The sequence below is a fragment of the Olleya sp. ITB9 genome (genome assembly GCF_001315805.1).
GTDB lineage: Bacteria > Bacteroidota > Bacteroidia > Flavobacteriales > Flavobacteriaceae > Olleya > Olleya sediminilitoris.
This window is the reverse complement of the sequence record NZ_BCBW01000034.1, coordinates 96,772-122,572: the sequence shown is the minus strand read 5'-3', so window position 1 is coordinate 122,572 and position 25,801 is coordinate 96,772. Positions and strand designations below refer to the sequence as shown.

The window sequence follows — 25,801 nt, the reverse complement described above, 5'->3', positions numbered from 1 at the left end:
CTTTTCATATTATGCACAACGTGTTTGTATATGGTTTGTTGCGTGGTTTAAGCACTAAAGTTAGCAAATAAAAACCGAATAGAAAATCCGCGAGGATTTTCGTAAGTAAGCTAGAACTAGCAATAAATTATATACGGTGTTACCACCAGTTATTTTTTCTTAAATATAGCTAAATGTTCAAGCATAGGTTTATTACTTCCTTTACTTTTAATCGTATCAAATATTTTTATTCCACTTGGTATAGGTTTAAAAAATTCTGTTCGATTAGCTTTCAAACTTTTAATTAGTGGTGATTTTATTTTTCTCGGAAATGTAATTGAAAATAGGTTGTTAGATTTAATGAAGTAAATTAACCAAATGAGGTCATATTGATTGTCTTCAATATTTTTCATTTTCTCGTTAAACAAATTTTCAATTGCTCTTTCAATTTTTGTCATTACTGACTTATTAGCAGAATGTTTTTCGATTATTTTTTCAATTATTCCAAGAATTTGAGGGAATGATTTGTATCTACGCTCTTTTAATAAAAGTAGTAAACTAATTGCCTTCATTAAATTCTTTTCATTGAATTCTAGCTTTAGATTGAATGAATTGGATGAAAGTTCACTTAAAAATCTGTCAACGACTCCGGTTCCTCTGTGTTGTTTGTCTACTTTTAAAGTACCTCTTAAAGATTTTTCGAAACGATTATAGCTTATCTTATTATTATATCTTAATGAAAACTGTTGATAATCAGCAGTCCACTCTCTAAATAAGCCTTCAGGTAATTCATTAACTTCTGATTTGTCGTCATTCAATGCTAAATTAAAACTCTTTAGTTGCTTTTGAAGTATTCTAATTATCTTGTTAGCATCCTCTTTTTTTTGACATAGAATTCTATAATCATCTTTAAATCTAACAGCTAAAAAATCAATTCCTAGCTTATCTATTTCTTTGGAACTTTCAGTGTCCACAGCAGATAATATTATTTCTGCAATTAAATCAGAAATTGCTGGTCCAATTGGGATTCCATTAGTACAGCCATCATTAGCGTATTGTATAAGTTTATCTAGTTTTAAGCCTAAAAATCTATCGAATGCATTTCTGTTTCCACTAGTTCTAATTGTTTTTTTAGTGTGGATAGCCCAAGCTATACTGTGCGTATAAATTGAAGGATAAAAATTCTTAATATCGGTTTTTAAAATATATTTATAATTAAAAGCTTCAGCGACTAAATCATTTTCAGCCATTTCAAGAAACTCATAAATCATTCTTCCTGCTCTTAAATTTCCTAATTCTCCTTCGTTTTTTTTAGTAACAGGAATTGGAAAACTGTAGGAATAAATTTTGTTTTTAGAATGAAATAAATGACTTGTTATTAAATCCCATTCGTTCATTAAATACCAAACCATATCGTGATAAATTTTTGGTTCAATAATTCCGAATGTTCTATCTGTTAATTGTGTTTTTGGAAAGGAAACATTTATCAACTCACTTTTTTTAACATCAAACTTTGGATTCGTACCAGAAGTATCTACCTCAGTAAATGGTCTAGAATTTAGGTCAAATTTGGAAACTTTAAAAGTTGGTGGGACAATATACTGTTCAGGGAAATAACCTTCTTCTAATAACCATTTTGCAACTTTTTTAGTAGGAACTTTTTTTAAAAGCTTTTTTGTTTCTAAGAAATGTTTTCTTGGTAGTTGCATTTTTTTTTAATTGGTGGTAACTGGTTATATGACAACTAATATAGTTGTTTTTGGGGTTATATTTCCCGTTATGACAACTTTTTTGTTGTTTTATTAGGGTTGTTAAATTTTTGTATTGCTATATCTAAAGGGTTTGAAATTGACATAAGATCTTTTCGTTGTACATGAGTGTATATCATTGTTGTTTCTGGCTTAGCATGACCTAATAGTGATTGGATATACCTGATATCTACACCGTTTTCTAATAAATGCGTGGCATAGCTATGTCTTAATGTGTGTGGTGTTACAGGCTTGTTTAATTTTGCTTTCTTACAGCTTTTTGTAATAAATTGCCTTACACTTTGTGCGCTATATTTACCTTTATTTATGCCTTCAAAAAGATAAATTTTAGGTTTGTAGCTACGGTAGTATTCTACAACCATTGGAATAAAGTGGTCTGCAATACTTACAATTCTGTCTTTTCTGCCTTTACCGCTTTGTACATGTATTTGTTTTCTGTCTAGATTGATGTCTTTTAATTGTAAATTAATTAATTCGCTTATCCTTAATCCACTTGAATATAGTAGTGTTATTATTGTTTTGTGTTTTAAGTTAGTAGTATTTGAAATTAAATTTAAAATGTCTGCTTGTGATAATACAATTGGTAGCTTTTTTGATTGTTTAGGTCTAGCTAGTTCTAAGTTATTGATATTAAGTTTTGGGTAATACAGGATAAATAATTTTAATGCACTTATAAATTGGCGTTGTGTGCTGATGCTGTAATTTCTTTTAATATAAATATCTTCTATAAATAATTCTACATCTTTGTTTGTGACTAAATTTAATTTTGTGTTGTAATATTCTACAAAATCTGCTATTTGAAGTGTATAAGTATCTATAGTGCTTTTACTGTAACGTTTGCCTTTTAAGTATTTATAGAAATTATTTAGCAAGTTTTTGTTGAAATCAGATAGGTTTCTTATTCTTTTTTCAGGATGTTTTTGGATTGACAAATTTTTGTTATCAATATTTGCTTTATTTTCTAATACTTTATGGAGAAGGTGTAAATTTTGAGAGGTATTTTTTATATACCAACTTTTTAAAGTTCTACTCCAAGTAGCATTTGGAATTTTATTTAATATTTCTATAAGTGTAGTGTTATACTTAAAACTAATTTTGATTTGATGTGCTTGTTTATAATAAATGTTATTTAAAGTAACTGTTGGAAGTTGTTGCATAGCACACTGTTTTGATTGTTCTAAAATAGTAAAATTAAAACAAAAAAAAGCCTAGATAATTCTAGGCTTTAATTGGTTAAGGTGTTTTAAATGTTATTTTTTTACAGAAGAAAAATCATCTACCGTTTGCATGTCTTTAACTTTGTATGTGTCAGCAACACTAGTTACAGTAGTTTCTAACGAAGCAGGAGTTACAATAGCTTCATCATATTCAACCATAGCTAATTCGCGATCAAAATCTACAACTGCAGATTTTACTCCTTCCATCTTAGTCATTTTTTTCTCGATAGTTTTTGCGCAACCCATAGCACAAGTCATACCTTCAATTTTAAATTCGGCTTTAGCTAATTTAGCATTTGGGTTAATTGCTTTTTTTGTTTCTACTTTAGTACTTGTTGATGCTGGAGCAGTTTTAACTTCTGGCTGTGCTTCGTTTTTACAACTAAATGTAAATACAGTTACTATGGCTAGTACTAATATGTGTTTAAATGATTTCATCTTGTATAAAATTAATTGATATAAATATTGATACAAAATTACTAAATATTATACTTTTTAAGTTTTAAAATTGGATTTTTGTAGTGTTAAAACTTAGCTATGCAAAAAAAAGCGACATCAAAATGGGTGTACTTACTTGTTTTATCTCTTATTTGGGGTACTTCTTTTATATTAATTAAAAAAGCTTTAATAGGTTTAAATGCTTACCAATTAGGTGCGTTAAGGACTTTGATTACAGGTTTGTTTTTGTTTGCAGCAGGTTATAAAAAAATACGATTTATTAAAAAAGAACAATGGAAATGGATTGCATTATCAGGTTTTGTTGGGTCTTTTATTCCTGCTTTTTTCTTTGCTATTGCTGAGACTGAAATTGATAGTGCTGTTGTCTCTGTTTTAAACAGTTTGGTACCCTTAAATACGGTTTTGCTTGGAGCTGCTGTTTTTAAAATTGCCAGTACCACACGACAAGTTATTGGTGTTGTTATTGGTTTTATCGGAACTTCTATATTGATTTTAGAAGGTGCAGATCTTAATCCAAATCAAAATTATTGGTATGCAGGTTTTGTTATAGCTTCTACAGTTATGTATGCTATTAATGTTAATGTTATAAAGCGTTATTTGCAAGATGTAAAGCCTTTAGCTATTGCTGTTGGTAATTATGTTGTGATATTTATTCCGGCTTTAATTGTTTTGTTTTTAACTGAATTTTTCACTACTGAAAATTTTAATAATCCTGATGTTGCCAAATCTATAGGTTATGTCACCATATTAGCTTTTTTTGGTACGGCTTTGGCTAAGGTTTTATTTAATACTCTGGTCCAAATATCTACACCAGTTTTTGCGTCTTCTGTTACTTATATTATGCCTATTGTAGCTTTAATTTGGGGTTTGCTAGATGGTGAGTCTTTTAGTTGGACTCAAGGTTTAGGAACATTGGTTATACTTTTTGGTGTGTATTTAGCTAATAGAAAAGCAAAAAAAATCCGAAGCGTTTAGGCTTCGGACTTTTAAAAATTATATAGATTTTAATTATTCAAAATCTGCGTCTGTAACACCTTCGTTTACAACTACATTTTTAATATTCATTGACATGGTTTGTGGACCAGTCATGATAGTTTGTGCATATGGAAACTTAACTCCGTTTACTTCAGAGTAATTGTCATATTTTACTGTTGTTTTAATCTCTTTACCTTGCGCTTCAGTTGTGCTTTCTTCTTGAGTTAATAAGTTTGTTTCAACATTATAATAACGGTAAGAAGCGTCTTCACCTTTCATAACTTTTAGTTTGTAGTTATCTGCACCATCAATAGACACAATGCTTTCTAAAGTTACATTAGCCATGTCAAGACTAGTTTCTGGAAATAAACCAGAATCTGCTAATTTAGCAGTTACTTCAGCTTCAGAATAAGGCATTTTCTGACCTTGTTGTTCTCTGTATCCAGTCGTTCCGTTCCATTTAGCCTTCATCATTACCATACCTTGCATAGCAACTTCCATAGACTCTTTATTATTTTTAGTTTGCTTAATCTCAACGGTCAATGGTGGAGCACCTTGAACAACAAAATCTCCATTCATTTTTACTGTATTAACAGCATTGATTTTATCTGTACCACCAATAGTATTAATGTAATTATCAACTACTGATTTTGCTGTAACACCCTCTGGAATTGGTTTTGAAAATACTGGTTTGTCTACAGGATTAGCAAATTTGTCAAAATACTTAATAGGTATTCCTGTTGCTTCTAATCCAGAAATAACTTCGCTACCTTTTCCAACAATAATAATTCTAGCATTTTCTGGCTTAAAGTATTTGTTAGCCACACGTTGTACATCTTCTACAGTAACTGCATTTATTTTTGATAAATATGTTTTATAAAAGTCACTTGGTAACTTGTTTAATTTAATTCTTAATGCATATCTAGCAATAGTTTGAGGACTTTCTAAAGCTAAAACAAAATCACCAACATACTTAGCTTTTGCGTTAGCTAAAGCTTCTGCAGTAACAGGTTCTGTTTTAATTTTTTTAATTTCTTTTAATGTCTCTACAACTGCACTATCTGTAACCATGTTACGTACTGCAGCTCCTGCTGTAAATCTTGATGCTCCATAACGAGAAGTACCAATACCAGAACGTGCACCATAAGTCCAACCGTTTGCTTCACGTAAATTCATGTTTAGGTAACTGTTAAACCCACCACCTAAAATTTTGTTTGCAATTAAAACTGCGTGGTAGTCAGGATCATTCATTTCTAACTTAACATTGTTAGTTAATGAAATATTTGATTGTACAGCATTTGGCATATCCACAAAGTTAATTTGTGTACTTGCAACGTTTGGATTAGGCTCGATTAAATTTGTTGAAAAATCGATTCCTTTATCCCATTTTTTGAAATACTTTTTAACTTGTTTTTCAACCGTTTTAAAATCTACATCACCAACAATTACTAAGTAAGCATTGTTTGGGTTAAAGTATTTTTGGTAAAACGCTCTAACATTATCAAGGTTGATGTTGTTAATTGTTTCTTCTGTTACAAATTCTCCGTAAGGGTGTTTTTTACCGTAAGATAAAGCACCACCGACACGACTAGCTACAGCGTCAACACTTTTAGCATTACTTTTTAAACCTTCAAGAATACGCTCTTTTTCTTTTTCAAATTCTTCTTGAGAAAATAACGGATTCATTGCTGCATCTGCCATTAATTCTAAAATACGATCAGAGTATTTTGATAAACCACTTGCAAAAGCACCATCAGAACTAAAACTTAATCTAGCACCTAAAAAGTCAATCTCTTCATTAAAAACATCTTTAGCAATGCTTGTTGTACCATTACCTAGCATAGTACCTAATAGTGATGCCACACCAGCTTTGTCTCCTTCAGTAATTGGTTGGTTGTCTATTGTTAATGAGTAAGATACTCTTGGTAATTTATGATTTTCTACAATTAAGACCTTAAGTCCATTTTTTAATTCAAATTCTCCAGGAACTTCTAATGTAATTGCTGGAGCAGGACCTGGTTTAGGTTGTTTAGATCTATCTATTTGGGCTGAAGCCGAAATGGATATAAATAATACCGCTAATAAGGCTGTTATTTTTGTTTTCATATCTATTAAAATTTCTTTATTAGTTATCGTCTTTTTTAGGTAAATACTCTAAAACAACACGTTGATTAGGGTTTAAATATTTTTTAGCTACTGCTTGAATATCTTCTCTAGTAGCAGATCTGTAAATATCAATTTCGGTATTAATTAAATCTACATCTTTGTATAACATGTAGTTTGTTGCTAATGAAGCTGCAATACCTTGAACACTTGAATTTGAATTTACAAATTGGTTTTCAAATTTATTCTGAAGCTTTTGGAAATCTTTTTCAGAAATTAATTCTGTTTGAAGTTTAACAACTTCTTCATCCATTTCAGCTAGTAATGTCTCTAAAGATGTTTCACCTAAAGGTAAACCGTAAATTGCATACACACTATAATCTTGTTGTGCTAGGTTAAAAGCTCCTGCTTGTAAAGCCATTTTTTGGTCGTCTACTAATTTTTTATATAATTTAGAAGATTTACCATCACTTAAGTAAGTAGAAATCATGTTTAAAATATACGAGTCACGCTCAGCAAACCCTGGTGTTCTGTATCCTGTAATAATTGCAGGTATCTGGATGTTTGCGTCGTAAAATTTAGCTTCAATAGCTTCTGTAATTGGTGCTTCTTTAGGGAAGTTTCTAACTGGGACTTCACCACTTGGGATTTCTTCAAAGTAAAGTTTAGCTAAACGCTTAGCTTCAGCTACATCAATGTCACCAGCAATAACTAAAGCAGCATTATTTGGTGTATACCACTTTTTAAAATAAGCTTGAAATTCTTCTAAAGTAGAATCGTCTAAATCAGACATTTCTCCAATGTTTTTGTGCTTGTAAGGGTGTTGTTGAAATAAGTTTTCGCTTACAGCAAATAAAAATTGTCCGTATGGAGAATTGTCATAACGTAATCTTTTTTCTTCTTTTACAACTTCATTTTGTGTATCAACACCTACTTGATCAATTACAGGGTGAAGCATACGTTCTGATTCCATCCATAATCCTAATTCTAAATTGTTTGAAGGGAATACCTCATAGTAATACGTTCTGTCTAAAGATGTGTTTGCATTGTTGCTTCCACCATTAGATGATACGATTTTAAACCATTCACCACGATCAATATTTTTTGTTCCTTCAAATAAAAGGTGCTCAAAAAAGTGAGCGAAACCAGTTCTTAATCCTGTTTCAGGAGTTCCTCCTAAGTCTTTACCACCAACGTCATACATAACGCCAACTGTTACTACTGGAGCGGAATTGTCTTGATGTAAGATAACGTGTAAACCGTTATCTAAATCTAACTCTTCATACTTAACTTCTTGTGCAGAAGCGGTAAAACCAGCTAAAAGCAAAGCAGCTAATGAGAATAAACTTTTTTTCATGTTTTGATTATTTAATTTATCAGTTTAAGTATTAGTATACCATTGCAAGATTTTGTTACAATGATTTTAACAAAAATAACAATACATGTACGTATTTACTGCTTAATTTATTAAAAATTAACATCATTTTGTAAAATAATTGTTTTGTTTTTACGAAATTTAAAGAAAGTATTAACCAATAAATCAAATTGTTATGAAAAATATATCGTTGCCAATTCGTTTTGGCTTAGTTATTAGTGCCTGCTTAATAGCTTTCTTTTTAATTTTAGCATTATTTAACTTACATACCAATCCTTATTTTAGTTTATTTAATGGTTTTATAACCGGATTTGGGATTTATGAAACCATAAAATATTATAAATTACAACAAGCAGACTATTTTAGTTACACTGGAGGTTTTACAGTTGGTATTGTTGCAGGTTTTATTGCTTCAGTACTATTTACCATTTTTTTTACTTTTTATGCTACCGAAATTAATCCTGATTTTTTAAATCAATTACTAACCGTTTTTGAAAGCGATTATAACGTGCACATAGGTTTAGTCGCTTTTGTTGTTGCTATTATGGGTTTTGCAACTACGGTTGTAATGACACTAACTTGCATGCAGTTATTTAAAAAGAGTAGAAATATCCCTCAAAATGTATAAAACGTTTGTAGATTAATTAATTAGCAGTATATTTGCATCCGTTTTCTAAGGAAAATGAGATTATTTTATACAAATTAATTAATAAAAACGTTACGCTATGTACGCAATTGTAGAGATAGCAGGGCATCAATTTAAAGTTGAAAAAGACCAAAAAGTTTTTGTTAACCGTTTAGCAACAGAAGAAGGACAAAACGTATCATTTGATAACGTTCTTTTAGTAGCAGATGGTTCTAACATTACTGTAGGCGCCCCAGCTATAGGCGGAGCACAAGTAAGTGCAAAAGTCTTAAAGCACCTTCAAGGTGATAAAGTTATTGTTTTCAAAAAGAAAAGAAGAAAAGGTTACCGTGTCAAAAATGGACACAGACAAGCCTTAACTGAAATCGTAATTGAAAATATAGTAGCTTCAGGAGCAAAGCCAGCAGCTAAAGCTGAAAAAGCAGCTCCGAAAAAAGAAACTAAGAAAGCTGAACCTAAAAAAGCTGCTAAAGCTACAGGGAAAGCTGACGATTTAAAGAAAATTGAAGGTATTGGACCTAAAATAGCATCTACTTTAGTAGAAGCTGGGATTAGTACTTTTGCTGAATTAGCTAAAACTGATGCAGCTAAAATTTCTGAAATCATTGCAGGTGTACGTGGTAATCACGTAACTGATACTTGGCCAGCACAAGCACAATTAGCTGCTGATGGTAAGTGGGATGAGTTAAAGAAATGGCAAGACGAATTAGATGGTGGTAAAGCATAATTGCTAAATCACTTTAAGTATAACAATTTAAAAACTTAAGATCATGGCTCACAAAAAAGGGGTTGGTAGTTCGAAGAATGGTAGAGAATCAGAATCGAAACGTTTAGGCGTTAAGATATTTGGTGGACAAGCTGCTATTGCTGGAAACATTATCATAAGACAAAGAGGTAATACACACCATCCAGGTGAAAACGTATACCAAGGAAAAGATCATACTTTACATGCTAAAGTTGATGGTTTAGTAAAATTTACAAAGAAAAGAGACAATAAGTCTTACGTTTCTATTGAGCCTTTCCAAGCTTAATAATTTTATTTCCTAAAAATAAAAAGCCCTTTCCTGATACGGAAAGGGCTTTTTTTATTTAATTAATAGAAAATTAATATTAACCCTATATTAGGTTAAAGTGTAAAATTTACTTTGAAGATTTATACTATATCCAATGGTTAACTTACTCAATTTTCTTTCTTTTTTAATTTTCTATTTTTTTTCTATAACACTATTAATTGCTCAAGATAGTGTGTCTGAAAAGGCGATATTTAAAATTAACAGAATTAAGTACAATCTAAATTCTGCAAAAAATATAAACGATACACTAGGTATTGCTGAAAATTTTATTTTTTTAGCTGACTTCTACAAAGATTTAGGCTTAGGTAGTGAGGCTATAAAAAACTATCATAATGCTCAAGAACTTTATTTAATAAAAGATACGCTTTTTGTGTATGCTAATAATCAGATTGCATCTATACATTTAGAATTAAAACAATTTTCTGAGGCATCACAATATGCCAAAAAAAGTATTTATATAGCAAAATCATTAATTTACTATAAAGGTTTAGCTAATGCCAATGCTATTTTAGGTAGCGTTAACGAAAAAGAAGGACGTTATACTAATGCATTAAATTATCAAAACCTGAGTTTAGCGCTCTTTGAGTCTTTAAATGATAGTACAGGAATAGCTTTAACTAATGAAAACTTAGGTAGTATATATGAAGATTTAGAGCAATATGATTTAGCTCAAAATTATTTTAATATAGCCCATGATTTTGAAAAATCAACCACTTCAAATTTAAAAATTAACATTATTAATAATCAGTCTGATGTCTTTAGAAAGCTAAAACAATATGACCAAGCACTTAAATTAACAAACATAGCTTTACGCTTAGCAAGAAATAAGAATAATAAACAGCAAGAAGAAAGTGCACTTAAAGATTTGGCTAGAACATATGCCGAATTAGAAGATTTTGAGAATGCTTACAAGTATTTAAATGAACAAAATCTAATAAATCAGAAAGAGTTTAAAAACCAAAATTTACAACTGGTTAGTGCTATGGAAGTGTTATATAATGTTAAGGAAAGTGAAGCTCAATTAGCTATACTTAATAAACAAAACCAATTAAATAGGACTAGACAAATTGCTATAATTATTATAAGTTTAGCTGTTATTTTAGTATTTGTTATTGGGTTAATACATTTAAAAAAACGTAAAAGGCACGAACAAAAACTACTAACTTATAAACAACAATTACTACAAGCTGATTTAGATATTAAAATAGCCGAAGAAATGTCCTTAAAACGTGAAATTGATATTAAAATTTCGGCATTAACCAATTACAGTTTAAACCTTGCTCATAAAAATAAGTTGTTAGCAGATGTTTCTAGAACACTTAACAATATAAAAGGTAGAAATCCTGAACTGATAAAAACGAAGTTAATAGAACTTGTTAAGACTATAAATTCTGACTTATCAAAAGAAAATGAGTGGTCAGAACTTATGACCTATTTTAGTCAAATTAACCCTAATTTTTTTAAAGACTTAAAATCTCAAGCACATGAAGAGTTAACATCCTCTGAAATGCGTTTATGTATGTTATTGCGTTTAAACTTGTCTTCAAAAGCTATAGCTTCAATTTTAAATATTACACCTGACAGTGTTCGTGTGGCTCGCTATAGAATGCGTAAGAAGCTTCCGTTAACGTCTAAAGACGATTTACAATCCTACATTTTAAATCTTTAGTGAATTTTAAAACAACATTAATCCAATGTTATTGCATTGTTAATGTTGCTATCATTTATAGGTGTAATTGACTTGCTTGTTACTGTTTGTTAACCTCAATTTTATCTAAACAATAGCGACTAAATATAGCTTTGTGTCAAACAAAAAATAATCAAACAACAACATGAAAAAAAATCATTTTTTATCATTTTTGACACTATTAATATCAGCTTTTGTATTTGCGCAAAACGGAAATATTCAAGGTGTTATTACAGATGATAATGGTATTACTGTGCCAGGAGCTTCAGTGGTATTACAAGAATTAAAAAAAGGAGGAGTATCAGATTTTGATGGAAAATTTACTTTAGTAGATATTCCTGAAGGTAATTATACATTATTAATTCAATATTTAGGATATGCAGACTATAAAAAAACTGTGTCGATTAGTTTAGGAGAGACCATTTCTGTAGTTATTCATTTGGCATCTCAAAACACAAAGCTTGATACTGTTGAAATCACAGGTTATATAGATGGTCAAGCTAGAGCTTTAAATACTCAGAAAAATAAAACAAACATTACTAATATTGTATCTACAGATCAAATTGGTAAATTCCCAGATGCTAATATTGGTGATGCAGTAAAACGTATTCCTGGAATAACGATGAAGGTAGATCAAGGAGAAGCTAGAAATATTATTATTCGTGGTTTAGCACCACAATTAAACTCCGTGACGTTAAACGGAAGCAGGATACCTTCTGCTGAAGGAGATAATAGAGAAGTGCAAATGGATTTAATTCCTTCAGACATGATCCAAACAATAGAAGTTAATAAAGCAGTTACTCCAGACATGGATGCAGACGCTTTGGGTGGTTCTGTAAATTTAATTACTCGTACCTCGCCTCAAGGTTTTCGTTTGTCTGCAACAGCTGGCTCTGGAGTAAATTCAATTACAGGTAAACGTATTTTAAACGGTCAGTTTTTATTAGGAGACAGAAGTTATAACGGTAAATTTGGTTGGATGGTTTCTGCATCAATAAACGATAATGATTTTGGGAGTGATAATTTTGAAGCCGAATGGACTGATGAGTTTGAATACAATAATGGTGATGAAGATAATTTAGAAGAAGTTGAGGTCAGTCCATATACCAACGTTTTTGAAGTAAGACAATATTTAGTACAACGTATCCGTAGAAGTTTTTCAGCAAATTTAGATTATAAATTAAACGACAATAACAGTGTTTATTTTAAGTCTATTTATAATTGGAGAGATGACAGAGAAAATCGTTTTGTTTTAGAACATGCAATTCTTGATGGAGAAGATATTGAAGCTGATGACTTTACTGTTGATGCCAATGGTAATTTATCCATGTTTCCTGTTGAAGTAAAACGCGAAACTAAAGCTGGTATCGATAATAATCGAAATAAAAATAGACGTTTAGAAGATCAACGTATGTTTAACTTTAGTTTAGGTGGAAACCATTTAGCAAACAAATTACAAATAGACTGGATGACCTCTTTTGCAAAAGCTTCAGAAGAGCGATTAAATGAGCGTTATTTGGTACACGAAAGTGAATATCTTATTAATTATAATAACGATTCAGAATTTCCGTTTTACACGCCAGTTGATGCAGATGATGCTGCTTACAACAATTTTGAGTTTGGTGAGTTAACCGAGGAAAATCAATACACAGAAGAAACTGACTTGAATGTGTTTGTAAACTTCAAATTACCATTAAATTTATTTGATAGCGAAGATGGATCATTAAAATTTGGTGTTCGTGGTCGATTTAAAAATAAAAATAGAGATAACGATTTTACCGAGTATTCTCCAGAAAATGCGTTTTTTGACTTATTGGGTAATTTACCAACTAAAAACTACACAGATACTAATTTTCTGTCAGGTAGTCAATATCAAATAGGGACTTTTGCAACACCAGAGTTTATAGGGAGTTTAGATTTAAATAATATAGCACAATTTGAAAGTGAGGATTTAGTAGATGAATACCAAAGCGGAAATTTTGATGTTGATGAAAATGTTTTTGCTGGTTACATCATGACTAATCAGCAATTAACAGATAAATTAAGTGTTTTAGCTGGTGTAAGAGTTGAAAGTACAAATTTAGATTCTGAAGGATATAGATTAACTTTTATAGAAGAAGATGAAGATGCAGGTATTGATGAAGACATTATTGTTGAGGCAGTAAATAAAAATAACTCATACGTCAATATTTTACCAGGTTTACATTTTAAATACGATTTAAATACTAATACTGTGTTTCGTTTTGCTTGGACAAATACCTTGGCAAGACCAAATTATGTAGATTTAATTCCAAGAGCAGAAATTATAAACGAAGACAGTGAAGTTGTATTAGGTAATTCAAATTTAAATCCAACTACATCAATGAATTTTGATGTTATGGCAGAACATTACTTTAAATCTGTTGGTATACTTTCTGGAGGTGTGTTTTATAAAAAAATAAACGATTTTATTTATACTTACCAAACTGAAACAACAGATGATACTTATGGTGAAGATACAGCAGGTTACGAAGTGTATCAACCATTAAACGGAGATGATGCTTCGGTTTTAGGTTTTGAATTTGCTTTTCAAAGAAAACTAGATTTCTTGCCAGGTTTTGCTCAGGATTTTAGTGTTTACTTAAATTATACGCATTTAACGTCTGATGCCAATGGAATTAGAAATGAAGATGGTGGTGAGCGTGACGATTTAGCTTTGCCTAACACAGCGCCAAATATGTTTAATGCTTCTTTAGGGTATGCTAACAAAAACTTAAGCATACGTTTGTCAAGTAATTTTTCAGACTCTTATATAGATGAGATTGGAGGAAATGATTTTGAAGACAGATATTATGACAAGCAATTTTTTCTAGATTTTAATGCAACGTATGCTTTTGGAAAAGGCTTAAGTGTTTACACAAGTTTAAATAATATAACAAATCAACCATTACGTTTTTACCAAGGAGTGAGTAGTCGTACAATGCAAAGTGAGCATTATGGACAACGCTTTACAATTGGTTTAAAATATGATTTATTTAAAAAATAAATATGAAAAAATTATTATATGGATTTTGTTTACTAGTAATTGTTTCATGTAAAAAACAATTACCAGTAATCCAGCCAACCATAATTACCGAAAAAACACCAAATGATACAGATGATCCAGCTATTTGGGTTAATCCAAATGATGCTTCAAAAAGTATTGTTTTTGGTACTGATAAAGAAACTAATGGAGGTATCTATGCTTTTAATTTAGACGGAAAAATTATTAAAGAAAAAAGTATAATCAATATAAAACGTCCTAATAATGTGGATTTGGAATATGGATTTAAGTTAAACGATTCTACTACAACAGATATAATTGCGTTTACCGAAAGAGAACGTCAACAAATCCGTGTGTTTTCTGTGCCAGACATGAAGCCTTTAGATAATGGTGGTTTCAAGGTGTTTGCAGATGCTAAAGACCCAGAGCATAATTTACCAATGGGAATAGCACTGTATAAATCACCAAAAACTAAATCTATTTACGCTATTGTTGGTAGAAAATCAGGACCTGAAACAGGATATTTATATCAATATAAATTAAATTCTGATAGTCTAGGTGTACATGCTAATTTGGTTAGAAAATTTGGCGGTTTTAGCGGAAAAAAAGAAATTGAAGCTATTGCTGTAGATAATGAAAATGGAATAGTTTATTATTCAGATGAAGGACATTGTATACGTAAATATTATGCAGAACCAAGTATGGGCAACGAAGAGTTAAGTTGTTTTGGTAGCCAGTATTTTACTAAAGATATAGAAGGTATAGCTATTGCAAAATACCAAGATAAAGGTTTTTTAATAGTTTCTAACCAGCAAGCACATACTTTCAATGTTTTTGATTTAAAAACTAATGCTTTTATAAAAGAACTTAATTTAGGAACTATTGAAACTGATGGTTGTGATATTACAACTGTAGCTTTAAGTAGCAAATTTCCTAATGGTTTATTTGTGTCTATGAATGATGAAAAAAACTTCTTTTTTCATGATTTAGAGTTATTAAAACTGAATTAATTTTTCAACCCCTTTCTAATATTAGAAAGGGGTTTTTATAGTTTACTATTTAAGTATGTCTTTTATAATCTTTAAATGGTGTGTAGTGTGAAGAATTAAAAAGCGGTATACTCTTTTTGTATTGACATGTCCAAATAGCGGATGTTTAAAATAGGCGTTTGTGTCTAGGTCCGTAATTTTACTAATATTGCTTTTAGCTTCTTTAATTTGAACTATAAGATCTTCTTTTAAGATAACTTCTGGAGGTTTTACATGTTTAGGTGCTTTAGCTTTACCTCTTGGAAAAAAACCTAACGTAAAAAATACCTTGCCTAAAACACTAAAATTATTAGAATATGTGCTTGGGTCTGATGTTTTTAAAGCATTGCAGACATTGTTTATCACTTTAAGGCTATGATCTATATGCCAAGCTACATTTTCTTTAGAAATAGCTTTGTTGTTAGCTTCGTGGTTTTGAATATGATATTCTAATGTGTTTAAGGTTGTAGTTAGCTTTTGTAAACTCATAAATTTTAATTTATACTAGGTAAGGTACAAATTATAGATAACAATTAACCTTGTAATTATAAAATTGATATTGTAAGTTAATAGATAAAAAAAATCCCAAACTTAGTGTTTGGGATTTTAATATTACATTTAAAAGATTCTCTTTTAATTAATATCTATAGTGTTCTGGCTTGTATGGTCCTTCAACAGTTACACCAATGTATTCAGCTTGGTAAGGTGCAAGTTCTGTAAGCTCGACACCAATTTTAGCTAAGTGTAATTTTGCTACTTTTTCGTCTAAATGTTTTGGTAACATGTATACGTCGTTATCGTATTTTTCACTGTTTTTCCAAAGTTCAATTTGTGCTAAAGTTTGATTTGTAAACGAGTTAGACATTACAAAACTAGGATGTCCTGTTGCGCAACCAAGGTTTACTAAACGTCCTTCGGCTAGGATAATAATATCTTTACCATTAACATTGTATTTGTCTACTTGTGGTTTGATTGTGTCTTTAGTATCACCAAAGTTTTCGTTTAACCAAGCCATTTGGATTTCGTTATCAAAGTGTCCAATGTTACAAACAATAGTTTTGTCTTTCATTGCTTCAAAGTGCTCACCACGTACAATGTCTTTATTTCCTGTTGTTGTAATTATAATATCACTGTTTCCAACTACTGTTTCAAGTTTTTTAACTTCAAAACCATCCATAGCTGCTTGTAAAGCACAAATTGGGTCAATTTCTGTAACTGTTACAATAGATCCAGCACCTTTAAATGATGCAGCAGTACCTTTACCAACGTCTCCATAACCACAAACAGTTACACGTTTACCAGCTAACATAATGTCTGTTGCACGACGTATAGCATCTACAGCAGATTCTTTACAACCGTATTTGTTATCAAATTTAGATTTAGTTACAGAGTCGTTTACGTTAATAGCTGGCATTGTTAATGTACCGTTTTTAACACGCTCGTATAATCTGTGTACTCCTGTTGTAGTTTCTTCAGATAATCCTTTAATTCCATCAGATAATTCTGGGTATTTGTCTAATACCATGTTTGTTAAATCTCCACCATCATCTAAAATCATGTTTAATGGTTTACGATCTTCACCAAAAAATAAGGTTTGTTCTATACACCAGTCAAACTCTTCTTCTGTCATGTCTTTCCATGCATAAACAGCAGTTCCTGCTTCTGCAATAGCAGCAGCAGCTTGATCTTGTGTAGAAAAAATGTTACAAGAACTCCAAGTAACCTCTGCACCTAAAGCTTGTAAAGTTTCAATTAAAACAGCAGTTTGGATAGTCATGTGTAAACATCCTGCAATACGTGCACCTTTTAATGGCTGCTCGTCTTTATACTCCTCACGTAAACTCATTAGTCCTGGCATTTCTGCTTCGGCTAAATTAATTTCTTTTCTTCCCCAAGCCGCAAGCGACATGTCTTTTACCTTGTTAGGTACGTAAGCAACGTTTTTTGTACTCATATTATTTATCTCTTTATTTTATAAATGAAACACCTTTGGGAATTAGCACTTAAAATGGTTAAATTCGCTTAACTAAAATGCATAATTAGCCTTAGGCTTTGCAAAGATAACTAATAGAATTTAGAATATTAAATGCCTCTATATAAAACCATTACTCCTAATTCACAAACTACTGTTAAAATCTGGAAGATTGAAGAGTCTTATGACCAATTAATCAATCCGTTAGATTTAAAACCAGAAAGCTTAACTCGTGTTTTAGGTATGAAAAGTGAACTACACCAACGCGGATTTTTAAGTGTTAGACACTTGCTTAAAGCTTTTGGTTACACAGATCAAGATTTGTATTATGACACTAATGGAAAACCACATTTAAAAGATGGAAAGCATATATCTATAACACATAGTTTTACGTTTTCTGGTGTAATTATTAGTGATACTGATGTTGGTATTGATATAGAGCAACGACGAGATAAAATAGCTGTAATTGCAAAAAAGTTTGTAGAGTATGAATTTGAATATTTGGACAAGCAAGCGTCTGATTATATTAACAAATTAACAGTGATTTGGGGAATTAAAGAATCTCTTTATAAATTGTTTGCAACACCTGGAATGTTGTTTAGAGAGCATTTTTTAGTTATTCCGTTTACAATGCATGACGATCAAACCGTATGTTGGATAGATTATAAGGGTTTGAAAAAGCGTTATACTGCCAATTACTTGGAATTTGAAGGTTTTACTTGTGCTTATGTTATAGAATAATGAGTGTTTACAACGACATACTTTCCGCGAAAGCGAAAAAAAAGAAATTATTAGCCATATTAATCGATCCTGATAATTTTAACTTAAATATAATATCGCAATTTGCCGATAAAATTAATAAATCAATCATTACTCATGTTTTTGTGGGTGGAAGTACTGTTGAAGAAGAGGAGACAGAACAACTTGTAAAAGCATTAAAGCCACTAGTAAATTTACCAATTGTATTATTTCCTGGAGACGTTACTCAAATAGCTAAAAATGCAGACGCTATTTTGTTTTTATCTTTAATATCTGGTAGAAATCCTAAATACTTAATAGAGAAACAAATTGAAGCAGTTTCAATATTAAAAAACACCAATTTAGAAGTTATACCAACAGGTTATATTTTAATTGAGAATGGTAAAGAAACAACGGTTCAGAAAGTAACAGAAACACAGCCAATACCAGTTAATATGCTTCAATTGGTTGCTGACACAGCAAAAGCAGGAGAGTTATTAGGTAAAAAACTAATTTATTTAGAAGCCGGAAGTGGTGCGTTACATCCAGTCCCTTTAAAAATTATTGAAGCAGTTAAAAAAAATTTAGGTATACCTTTAATTGTTGGAGGTGGAATAAGAAGTAAAGCGCAATTAGATGCAGCTTATTATTCAGGAGCAGATATAGTAGTCATTGGGACTGCTTTTGAAAATGATATCAATTTTTTTAATGAACTAAAATTATAAATATGAATATTTCGGTAGACTTAACCTTGTCACCTTTAAGTAATGATTACGAGCAACATGTTATTGATTTTATTAAAATGTTGAGAGATTCAGAATTTACGGTTTTAGAAAACCCGTTAAGTACTCAAATTTTTGGTGAATTTGACCAATTAATGCCTTTTTTAAACGAAAAGATTAAAGCTTCGTTTGAAAATCAAGACATTTGTGTATTAACTATGAAAGTTGTTAAAACAGACAGAAGCGATTATGAACCACATTTTTGATTTCCTTTTTGGACAATATTTTGATTATGAAACTACAGATGTAATCCTAGAAATTATAGCAGTTATTTTCGGGTTTTTGTCTGTGTGGTTTTCCAAACAAAATAAAATTTGGGTATTTCCAACAGGTATGATAAGTACAGTCATTTTTGTATATTTATTGCTTAAATGGGAGTTGTTAGGAGATATGATGATAAATGCTTATTATTTTATAATGAGTGTTTATGGTTGGTATATTTGGACAAGAAAAGTTAATAATAGTGAAGTTACACCAATCTCTAAAACAACAAACAAAGAAAAAAAAATAAGTCTCTTAATATTTATAGCAACACTATTTTTTGTGTTTTTTATATATCAAACATTTGATAAATGGACCAGTTGGGTTGCCTATATTGATACCATTACCACAGCCATCTTTTTTGTGGGTATGTGGTTAATGGCTAAACGTAAGATTGAAAACTGGATTTTATGGATTATTGGAGATATTATCTCAGTTCCTTTATATTTTTATAAAGGATTTACATTTACATCCTTTCAGTATTTAGGATTTACAATTATTGCCATATATGGCTATTTAGCATGGAAAAAGCACTTGAACAACAACTTTCAAATTGTGTAAAAATAGTTTTGTTTGGACCAGAATCTACTGGTAAAACTACTTTGTCGCAACAATTAGCACGACATTACCACTCGGTTTGGGTGCCAGAATACGCACGTGAATATTTGCAAAATAAATGGAATAACGAGCGTAAAACTTGCGAAACAAAAGACTTACTTCCTATAGCAAAGGGACAAATGAAATTAGAGAATGATTTAGCTAAAAAAACAGACTCAGTTTTAATTTGCGATACCGATTTACTTGAAACTAAAGTCTATTCCGAAGCTTATTATTCTGGAATTTGTGATCCAGTGTTAGAAAAATATGCTTTAAAAAACACCTACGATTTATACTTTTTAACGTATATTGATACACCTTGGGAAGCTGATGATTTACGGGATAAGCCTGAAGAACGTGAAGCTATGTTTAAAGCTTTTGAGGCAGAATTAATAAAATATAAGCGACCTTATGTTTTGTTAAAAGGTGATAAGAAAACAAGATTAAAAATGGCGACAACTTATATTGATCAATTATTACAAACCAAAAACCAATAATGAATTTTAGTAAAGAAGATATAACATTATTAGAGCAAAAAGGACTGTCTTTAAAAAAAGTAGAACAACAATTAGAGTTGTTTAAAACAGGGTTACCTTTTATTAATTTAGAGAGAGCTGCAACATTGGATGATGGCATTTTACAATTTTCAGAAGAAAAAACTATACAATTAATTAAAAAGTATGACGCTGAAAAAGAAAAATTAGAGGTTGTTAAGTTTGTTCCAGCTTCTGGAGCAGCAACAAGAATGTTTAAATTTTTATTTGAATTTTCTAAGAAATACAAGTCTAAAAAACAGACTGTTAATGCCTTTATAAACAAAAATAAAGCGTCTAATCTATCTTTGTTTTTTGTTGCTCTAGAAAAGTTTCCTTTCTATAATACAGTCATAAACTATTTAGAGAATCATAATAAAAATTATAAAAACCTTAATAATGATGAAAAATTAGAAGCTTTTATTGCTGCTATTTTACATGATGATAAATTATCTTTTAGTCAATACCCTAAAGGTTTATTACCATTTCATAAATATAAGAATCATTTAGCCAGTGCTTTTGAAGAGCATTTGTTTGAAGCTGCGTTATATGCTTCAACAAACGGTCAAGCTAAACTACATTTCACTATCTCAGATAAACATAAAGATAAATTTACTAACGAGTTTACACGTATTCAGAATATAGTAGAACAAAAGACAAACACTAAATTTGAAATTTCATTTTCTTACCAAAAAGGTGCTACAGATACTGTAGCGGTATCTACTAAAAATGAAATTGTTAGAGAAGAAAATGGAGACTTGTATTTTAGACCTTCAGGTCATGGTGCTTTAATTGAAAATTTAAACGATTTAGATGCAGACATTATTTTTATTAAAAACATAGATAATGTCGTTGTTAATAAGTATCAAGTCGAAGTCGCTAAACATAAAAAAATGCTAGCTGGTTTATTAATTGAAGTTAAAGATCAGGCTTTTAAATATGCTAGAGATTTAGATGAAAAAGAATTAAAGAGTACAGATATTATTGATATAGCAGAGTTTTTAATATCTAAATTGAATGTGGTTATATCTCCTGAATTTGAAAAATATTCTAAACAATATCAAATAGAATATTTAAAAAATAAAATTGATAGGCCAATACGCGTTTGTGGTATGGTTAAAAATGAAGGGGAACCAGGAGGAGGCCCTTTTTGGGTGAAAGATGAAGGCGCAAATATTTCACTACAAATTGTAGAGTCTGCACAAATTGATAAAAAAGTAAAGTCACAAAAAAACATTGTCAAAAACGCGACACATTTTAATCCTGTGGATTTAGTTTGTAGTACAAAAAATTATAAAGGAGAATCTTACGATTTACATAAGTATGTAGATCATAAAACAGCATTTATAACCAATAAAACCAAATCGGGTCAAGAGATAAAAGCACTTGAGTTACCAGGTTTATGGAATGGTAGTATGGCTAACTGGAATACTATTTTTGTTGAAGTCCCTTTAGTAACTTTTAATCCTGTAAAAACGGTTAATGATTTATTAAAACCAACACACCAGGTTTCATAAATGTTTGATATAAAAGCTTTAGAAAACGAATGTAATTTAAAAGCCATTAGAAGCTCTGGTAGTGGTGGGCAACATGTTAACAAAGTTGCTACTAAAATTGAATTAAGTTTTTCTGTTATTGATTCTTTAGTTTTAAATGAAAATCAAAAAAGCATAATTTTAGATAAGCTATCAAACAGATTAACTAAAGATCAAGTTTTACTATTACAATGTGGAGAAACTAGAAGTCAATTAAAAAATAAAGGAATTGTTTTAAAACGTTTAGTGCAAATGCTCAAGGAGGCTTTAAAGCCCAGAAAAATCCGTAAATCTACTAAAGTTCCTAAAGCTGTTATTAAAAGACGCTTGAAAAGTAAAAAAATCAATGCTCAGCGAAAAGCAAACAGGAGAAAACCTGAGCTTGATTGATCTTATAATCTAATGTTTGTAGTTTAAATTGATTATTGGTTTTCTTTTAAAGTAAAAAAATAAATCAATTTCATATTTCATAAATCAAAATTCTAATCTACCTTTGCATCGTTCTCAAAAAAGGGGTGCCTATATCGGCTGAGATCATACCCATTGAACCTAGAACAGGTAATGCTGTTTAGGAATTTTAAGCACATTTATTGTGTTAACGTGTAATGTCTTTTTGAAAAAGTATATACACCATTTTTTAATAATTATTAAAGAATAATTACCTCTTTTTATTCGGTTAACGATGTAATCGTAATGAAAAATTTATTTCTTTTTTTAACATTTTTAATGTTATCAATTTGTGCTAGTGCACAACAACAGTCAACCCAATTGGATACGACTAAAGTGACTAAACTTGATGAGGTTCTTATACAATCTATTCGTGTAAAAGATGATGCTCCAATTACCCATTCTAATGTAACAAAAGCAAATCTCGAATCTCGTAATTTAGGACAAGACATTCCTATTTTATTAAATTACTTGCCATCTGTAGTTACAACTAGTGATGCTGGAGCAGGAGTCGGATATACAGGTATTCGTGTTCGTGGTGTTAGTGCTCAGTCAACTAACATAACCATTAATGGTATTCCTTATAATGATTCTGAAAGTTTAGGTACCTTTTGGGTAAATTTAGGAGATTTTACATCTTCTGTAGAAAGTCTTCAGTTGCAACGTGGTGTAGGAACATCAACTAATGGTTCTGGTGCTTTTGGAGCAAGTATTAATGTGTTATCTGATGCTGTGTCCAAAAAGGCTAGCGGTGAAGTCTCTAATAGTTTTGGGAGCTATAATACACGTAAACATACTGTAAAATATAGTACAGGTTTATTAAATAATCAAATTGAAATATCAGGACGATTATCTCAAATTAATTCTGATGGATATATAGATAGAGCTACTTCTGACCTAAAGTCTTATTTTTTACAAGGTGCATATATCGATGATAATACTTTAATAAAAGCCATTACTTTTGGAGGTAAAGAGGTTACTTATCAATCTTGGAATGGGTTTGATCCAGATTATGTCAGTGCTTTAGGTGCTAATCCTAATATTGAAGAAAATCGAACATTTAACGTGTCAGGAGCTTATTTTGATCAAGACGGTAATCTGCAGTTTTATGATAATGAAGTTGATAATTACCAACAAGATCATTATCAATTACATTGGAATCAAAAAATTAATAACTATTGGTCAACTAATTTAGGGTTAAACTATACAAAAGGTTCTGGTTATTTTGAACAATATAAAGAAGATGAAGATTTTGAAACTTATGGTTTTGATGAATTGGTTATTGGAGGTGAGACTATCGATCAAACAGATGTTATTAGAAGACGTTGGTTAGATAATGATTTTTATGTTTTAAATGCTAACGTAAACTATACAGACGATAAATTAAATTTAAGTTCTGGTTTATTTTATAGTTCTTACCATGGAGATCATTTTGGAGAAGTTATATGGTCTCAATATGCTAGTAATAGTCAAATAAGAGATCATTATTATGATAGTGATGGTGATAAATATGACTTTAGCACATTTGCAAAAGCTAATTATCAACTTAATTCAAAATTAAGTCTGTTTGCAGATTTACAATTTAGAAGTGTTAATTATGATACAAGTGGAATTAATTCTGATTTAGAATTATTTGTAATAGATAAAACGTACAATTTTTTTAATCCAAAAGCAGGAGTATCTTATAATTTAAATAACAATAATAATTTTTACTTGTCTTATGCAAGAGCTAACAGAGAAGCAAGTAGAAGTGATTTTGAAAGTAACCCTAACATAAAACCAGAACAGTTAAATGACTTTGAATTAGGTTGGAGATATAAAAATCAAAATTTAGTTTTTAATGCTAATGCCTACTATATGTTATACAATGAGCAGTTAGTTTTAACAGGAACGCTTGATGATGTAGGAGCTCCAATTAGAGAGAATTCAGGAAAAAGCTCTCGTCTTGGTTTAGAGTTAGAAGCAGTTGTAAAAGTAAATGATCAATTTTCAATACAACCAAATGTCACATTAAGTTCTAATAAAAATGACGAAACTATAATTTCTAAAGATGGCAGTTTAGTAAATTTAGGTAAAACTAACATATCATTTTCACCAGATATAGTAGCGTCAAATGCTATAGTGTTTAAGCCAATAAATGCGCTTCAGCTGTCGTTTTTAAGTAAGTATATTGGAGAGCAATATATGAGTAATACAGACTCTCAAGCATCAAAATTAGATAGTTATTTTGTAAACGATTTTAATGTTTCTTATGAAATTAAGACAAACAAAATTTTCAAATCAATTCTATTATCAGGATTGATTAATAACGTGTTTGGAGAAGAATATATTTCAAATGGATATTATTACACATATGATGATACTTGGTCTGATCCAAATACAACAACTACAATTGAAGGTACAGGATACTACCCACAAGCAACTACTAACTTTTTAGTAGGAGCAACATTAAAATTTTAATCAACAATTTTTTAAGTAAACCACCAAAAGCATCTCTAATTTAGAGGTGCTTTTTTAGTTATTGTAAACTCTAATAACGTTTCCATTAGCTTCAACAAAATAAGGTTTTAAACTAAATTGTACATCAGTTCCATCAAAAGGTACTCCACCACCAGCAATACTATAGCTATTGGCATCATCACAACCGCATGTGGCTATGCCTCCTTCAATAGTTAATACAGAACAGTTAGTAGGTACATGGTTAGGGTCTGTAATCTCAAAAGCATAATATTGATTTCCGGTATAATAAACTACAATACCATTATAACCATAGCCATTTAATACAACAGTACCACCAGGAAATTCTAAATCATTATATTGTGGTAAGGTGGTATTTATAGTATTTGCGGTGTCAAAAGTAATATCAGGTATAAAATTACTACCGTTATCATCATCATTGTTATTATGGCAAGAAAACAAGATGACAGAACATAAAATAAGTGTATATAAAGATCTTAACATATAAATTTTAATAGTTTTTTAGCATCGCAATTTACAACAAATACGACGTTGAATTAAATATTTTGTATATTTGTAATACAATCTCGTAGCGACGAGATTTTTTTTATGCTGAATTTAATTCGGCATCTTTTTATTTAATTAACGATGAAGTTATGAGTAAAGTATCTTATTATACAGCAGAAGGGTTAAAAAAGTTGCGTGAAGAGCTTAAGCAATTAAAGGATGTAGAGCGCGTAAAAGCATCAAGAGCTATTGCGGAAGCAAGAGATAAAGGTGATTTAAGTGAAAATGCAGAGTATGATGCAGCCAAAGAAGCTCAAGGTATGTTAGAAATGCGAATTGCAAAACTTGAAGACCAAATGGCAGGAGCACGCGTTATAGACGAGTCTCAAATGGACACTTCAAAAATACTAGTACTATCTAAAGTAAAAATCAAAAACCAAACCAATGGTATGGAAATGAATTACACTTTAGTAGCAGATGGAGAAGCTGATTTGGCTTCAGGAAAAATATCTGTAAACAGTCCAATAGGTAAAGGTTTATTAGGTAAATCTGTTGGTGATGTAGCAGAAATTAGTGTGCCAAGTGGTATCATTAAATTTGATATTGTTGAAATATCAAGATAAAAATTAAACAATCTGT

General features: G+C 30.4%; 24 protein-coding genes and 1 riboswitch. Of the genes, 16 read left to right on the top strand and 8 right to left on the bottom strand.

Translation table 11 applies throughout. The features are described from left to right. Positions 1 to 149 precede the first annotated feature (149 nt). The 3 genes from ITB9_RS10090 to ITB9_RS10080 all read right to left on the bottom strand — a co-directional run bounded on the left by ITB9_RS10090 (position 150) and on the right by ITB9_RS10080 (position 3,403). Entirely contained in the window at positions 150 to 1,688 is a 1,539-nt protein-coding gene (locus ITB9_RS10090) for an RNA-directed DNA polymerase (protein ID WP_054852124.1), read from the bottom strand. A 68-nt stretch (positions 1,689 to 1,756) separates the two neighbouring features. Continuing rightward, a complete protein-coding gene (gene xerA / locus ITB9_RS10085) occupies positions 1,757 to 2,905 on the bottom strand; it encodes a site-specific tyrosine recombinase/integron integrase (protein ID WP_054852123.1) in 1,149 nt (382 codons plus the stop codon). Between the two features lie 93 nt (positions 2,906 to 2,998). Further along, positions 2,999 to 3,403 (bottom strand): heavy-metal-associated domain-containing protein, encoded by a 405-nt coding sequence (locus tag ITB9_RS10080; RefSeq protein WP_054852122.1) that lies wholly within the window; start codon positions 3,401 to 3,403, stop codon positions 2,999 to 3,001. 99 nt (positions 3,404 to 3,502) lie between these two features. Here ITB9_RS10080 and ITB9_RS10075 point away from each other — a divergent pair, with 99 nt between their 5' ends. Continuing rightward, the gene (locus tag ITB9_RS10075) at positions 3,503 to 4,399 is read left to right on the top strand and encodes a DMT family transporter (protein ID WP_054852121.1); all 897 of its coding nucleotides are present in this window, start codon (positions 3,503 to 3,505) and stop codon (positions 4,397 to 4,399) included. Positions 4,400 to 4,432: 33 nt separating this feature from the next. Here ITB9_RS10075 and ITB9_RS10070 read toward each other — a convergent pair whose 3' ends face one another. Both ITB9_RS10070 and ITB9_RS10065 read right to left on the bottom strand, forming a co-directional pair. Beyond that, positions 4,433 to 6,505 (bottom strand): pitrilysin family protein, encoded by a 2,073-nt coding sequence (locus ITB9_RS10070; RefSeq protein ID WP_054852120.1) that lies wholly within the window; start codon positions 6,503 to 6,505, stop codon positions 4,433 to 4,435. Between the two features lie 19 nt (positions 6,506 to 6,524). Then, positions 6,525 to 7,859, bottom strand: a complete 1,335-nt coding sequence (locus ITB9_RS10065; protein ID WP_028607549.1) for a pitrilysin family protein — start codon at positions 7,857 to 7,859, stop codon at positions 6,525 to 6,527. A gap of 193 nt (positions 7,860 to 8,052) precedes the next feature. On the opposite strand from ITB9_RS10065, the gene ITB9_RS10060 reads away from it, so the two are divergent. From ITB9_RS10060 to ITB9_RS10035, 6 genes are all read left to right on the top strand, one after another. Further along, a complete protein-coding gene (locus ITB9_RS10060) occupies positions 8,053 to 8,505 on the top strand; it encodes a DUF4199 domain-containing protein (RefSeq protein ID WP_028289656.1) in 453 nt (150 codons plus the stop codon). Positions 8,506 to 8,602: 97 nt separating this feature from the next. Beyond that, complete coding sequence (gene rplU / locus ITB9_RS10055) at positions 8,603 to 9,250, top strand: 50S ribosomal protein L21 (RefSeq protein ID WP_054852119.1); 648 nt, start codon at positions 8,603 to 8,605, stop codon at positions 9,248 to 9,250. Positions 9,251 to 9,293: 43 nt separating this feature from the next. Then, positions 9,294 to 9,554 carry a 50S ribosomal protein L27 gene (rpmA, locus tag ITB9_RS10050; protein ID WP_028283192.1) on the top strand — a complete coding sequence of 87 codons (261 nt, stop codon included), beginning with the start codon at positions 9,294 to 9,296 and terminating at the stop codon, positions 9,552 to 9,554. A gap of 136 nt (positions 9,555 to 9,690) precedes the next feature. Further along, complete coding sequence (locus ITB9_RS10045) at positions 9,691 to 11,265, top strand: tetratricopeptide repeat protein (protein ID WP_054852118.1); 1,575 nt, start codon at positions 9,691 to 9,693, stop codon at positions 11,263 to 11,265. 163 nt (positions 11,266 to 11,428) lie between these two features. Further along, positions 11,429 to 14,308, top strand: a complete 2,880-nt coding sequence (locus ITB9_RS10040; protein ID WP_054852117.1) for a TonB-dependent receptor — start codon at positions 11,429 to 11,431, stop codon at positions 14,306 to 14,308. Between the two features lie 2 nt (positions 14,309 to 14,310). Then, positions 14,311 to 15,315 (top strand): phytase, encoded by a 1,005-nt coding sequence (locus ITB9_RS10035; RefSeq protein WP_054852116.1) that lies wholly within the window; start codon positions 14,311 to 14,313, stop codon positions 15,313 to 15,315. A 45-nt stretch (positions 15,316 to 15,360) separates the two neighbouring features. Here the strand turns inward: ITB9_RS10035 and ITB9_RS10030 are convergent, their stop codons facing one another. Together ITB9_RS10030 and ahcY are read right to left on the bottom strand one after the other, a co-directional pair. Then, positions 15,361 to 15,822 (bottom strand): DinB family protein, encoded by a 462-nt coding sequence (locus tag ITB9_RS10030; protein WP_054852115.1) that lies wholly within the window; start codon positions 15,820 to 15,822, stop codon positions 15,361 to 15,363. 148 nt (positions 15,823 to 15,970) lie between these two features. Next, a complete protein-coding gene (ahcY, locus tag ITB9_RS10025; RefSeq protein WP_028289662.1) occupies positions 15,971 to 17,287 on the bottom strand; it encodes an adenosylhomocysteinase in 1,317 nt (438 codons plus the stop codon). A 132-nt stretch (positions 17,288 to 17,419) separates the two neighbouring features. Between ahcY and ITB9_RS10020 the strand changes: the two genes are divergently transcribed. From ITB9_RS10020 to ITB9_RS09985, 8 genes are all read left to right on the top strand, one after another. Then, on the top strand, positions 17,420 to 18,046 hold the full coding sequence (locus ITB9_RS10020) for a 4'-phosphopantetheinyl transferase superfamily protein (protein ID WP_028289663.1): 627 nt from the start codon (positions 17,420 to 17,422) through the stop codon (positions 18,044 to 18,046). Next, entirely contained in the window at positions 18,046 to 18,768 is a 723-nt protein-coding gene (locus ITB9_RS10015) for a geranylgeranylglyceryl/heptaprenylglyceryl phosphate synthase (RefSeq protein ID WP_371440200.1), read from the top strand. The genes ITB9_RS10020 and ITB9_RS10015 overlap by 1 nt, the downstream gene beginning before the upstream one ends. A 2-nt stretch (positions 18,769 to 18,770) precedes the next feature. Further along, positions 18,771 to 19,031 (top strand): thiamine-binding protein, encoded by a 261-nt coding sequence (locus ITB9_RS10010; RefSeq protein WP_028289665.1) that lies wholly within the window; start codon positions 18,771 to 18,773, stop codon positions 19,029 to 19,031. Continuing rightward, positions 19,015 to 19,647, top strand: coding sequence for a nicotinamide riboside transporter PnuC (pnuC, locus tag ITB9_RS10005; protein ID WP_054852114.1), 633 nt, complete (start codon positions 19,015 to 19,017; stop codon positions 19,645 to 19,647). The genes ITB9_RS10010 and pnuC overlap by 17 nt, the downstream gene beginning before the upstream one ends. Next, on the top strand, positions 19,608 to 20,180 hold the full coding sequence (locus tag ITB9_RS10000; protein ID WP_028289667.1) for an AAA family ATPase: 573 nt from the start codon (positions 19,608 to 19,610) through the stop codon (positions 20,178 to 20,180). Before pnuC ends, ITB9_RS10000 begins: the two co-directional genes overlap by 40 nt. Next, entirely contained in the window at positions 20,180 to 21,733 is a 1,554-nt protein-coding gene (locus ITB9_RS09995) for a DUF4301 family protein (protein ID WP_054852113.1), read from the top strand. The genes ITB9_RS10000 and ITB9_RS09995 overlap by 1 nt, the downstream gene beginning before the upstream one ends. Beyond that, positions 21,734 to 22,141, top strand: coding sequence for an alternative ribosome rescue aminoacyl-tRNA hydrolase ArfB (arfB, locus tag ITB9_RS09990; protein WP_054852112.1), 408 nt, complete (start codon positions 21,734 to 21,736; stop codon positions 22,139 to 22,141). Between the two features lie 111 nt (positions 22,142 to 22,252). Further along, positions 22,253 to 22,343: riboswitch (TPP riboswitch) on the top strand. Between the two features lie 101 nt (positions 22,344 to 22,444). Then, complete coding sequence (locus ITB9_RS09985; RefSeq protein ID WP_054852111.1) at positions 22,445 to 24,658, top strand: TonB-dependent receptor domain-containing protein; 2,214 nt, start codon at positions 22,445 to 22,447, stop codon at positions 24,656 to 24,658. A 54-nt stretch (positions 24,659 to 24,712) separates the two neighbouring features. On the opposite strand, the gene ITB9_RS09980 is transcribed toward ITB9_RS09985, so the two are convergent. Next, on the bottom strand, positions 24,713 to 25,159 hold the full coding sequence (locus ITB9_RS09980) for a hypothetical protein (RefSeq protein WP_054852110.1): 447 nt from the start codon (positions 25,157 to 25,159) through the stop codon (positions 24,713 to 24,715). Between the two features lie 152 nt (positions 25,160 to 25,311). Between ITB9_RS09980 and greA the strand changes: the two genes are divergently transcribed. After that, positions 25,312 to 25,785, top strand: a complete 474-nt coding sequence (gene greA, locus ITB9_RS09975; RefSeq protein ID WP_028289672.1) for a transcription elongation factor GreA — start codon at positions 25,312 to 25,314, stop codon at positions 25,783 to 25,785. The last annotated feature ends 16 nt before the right edge of the window (positions 25,786 to 25,801 follow it).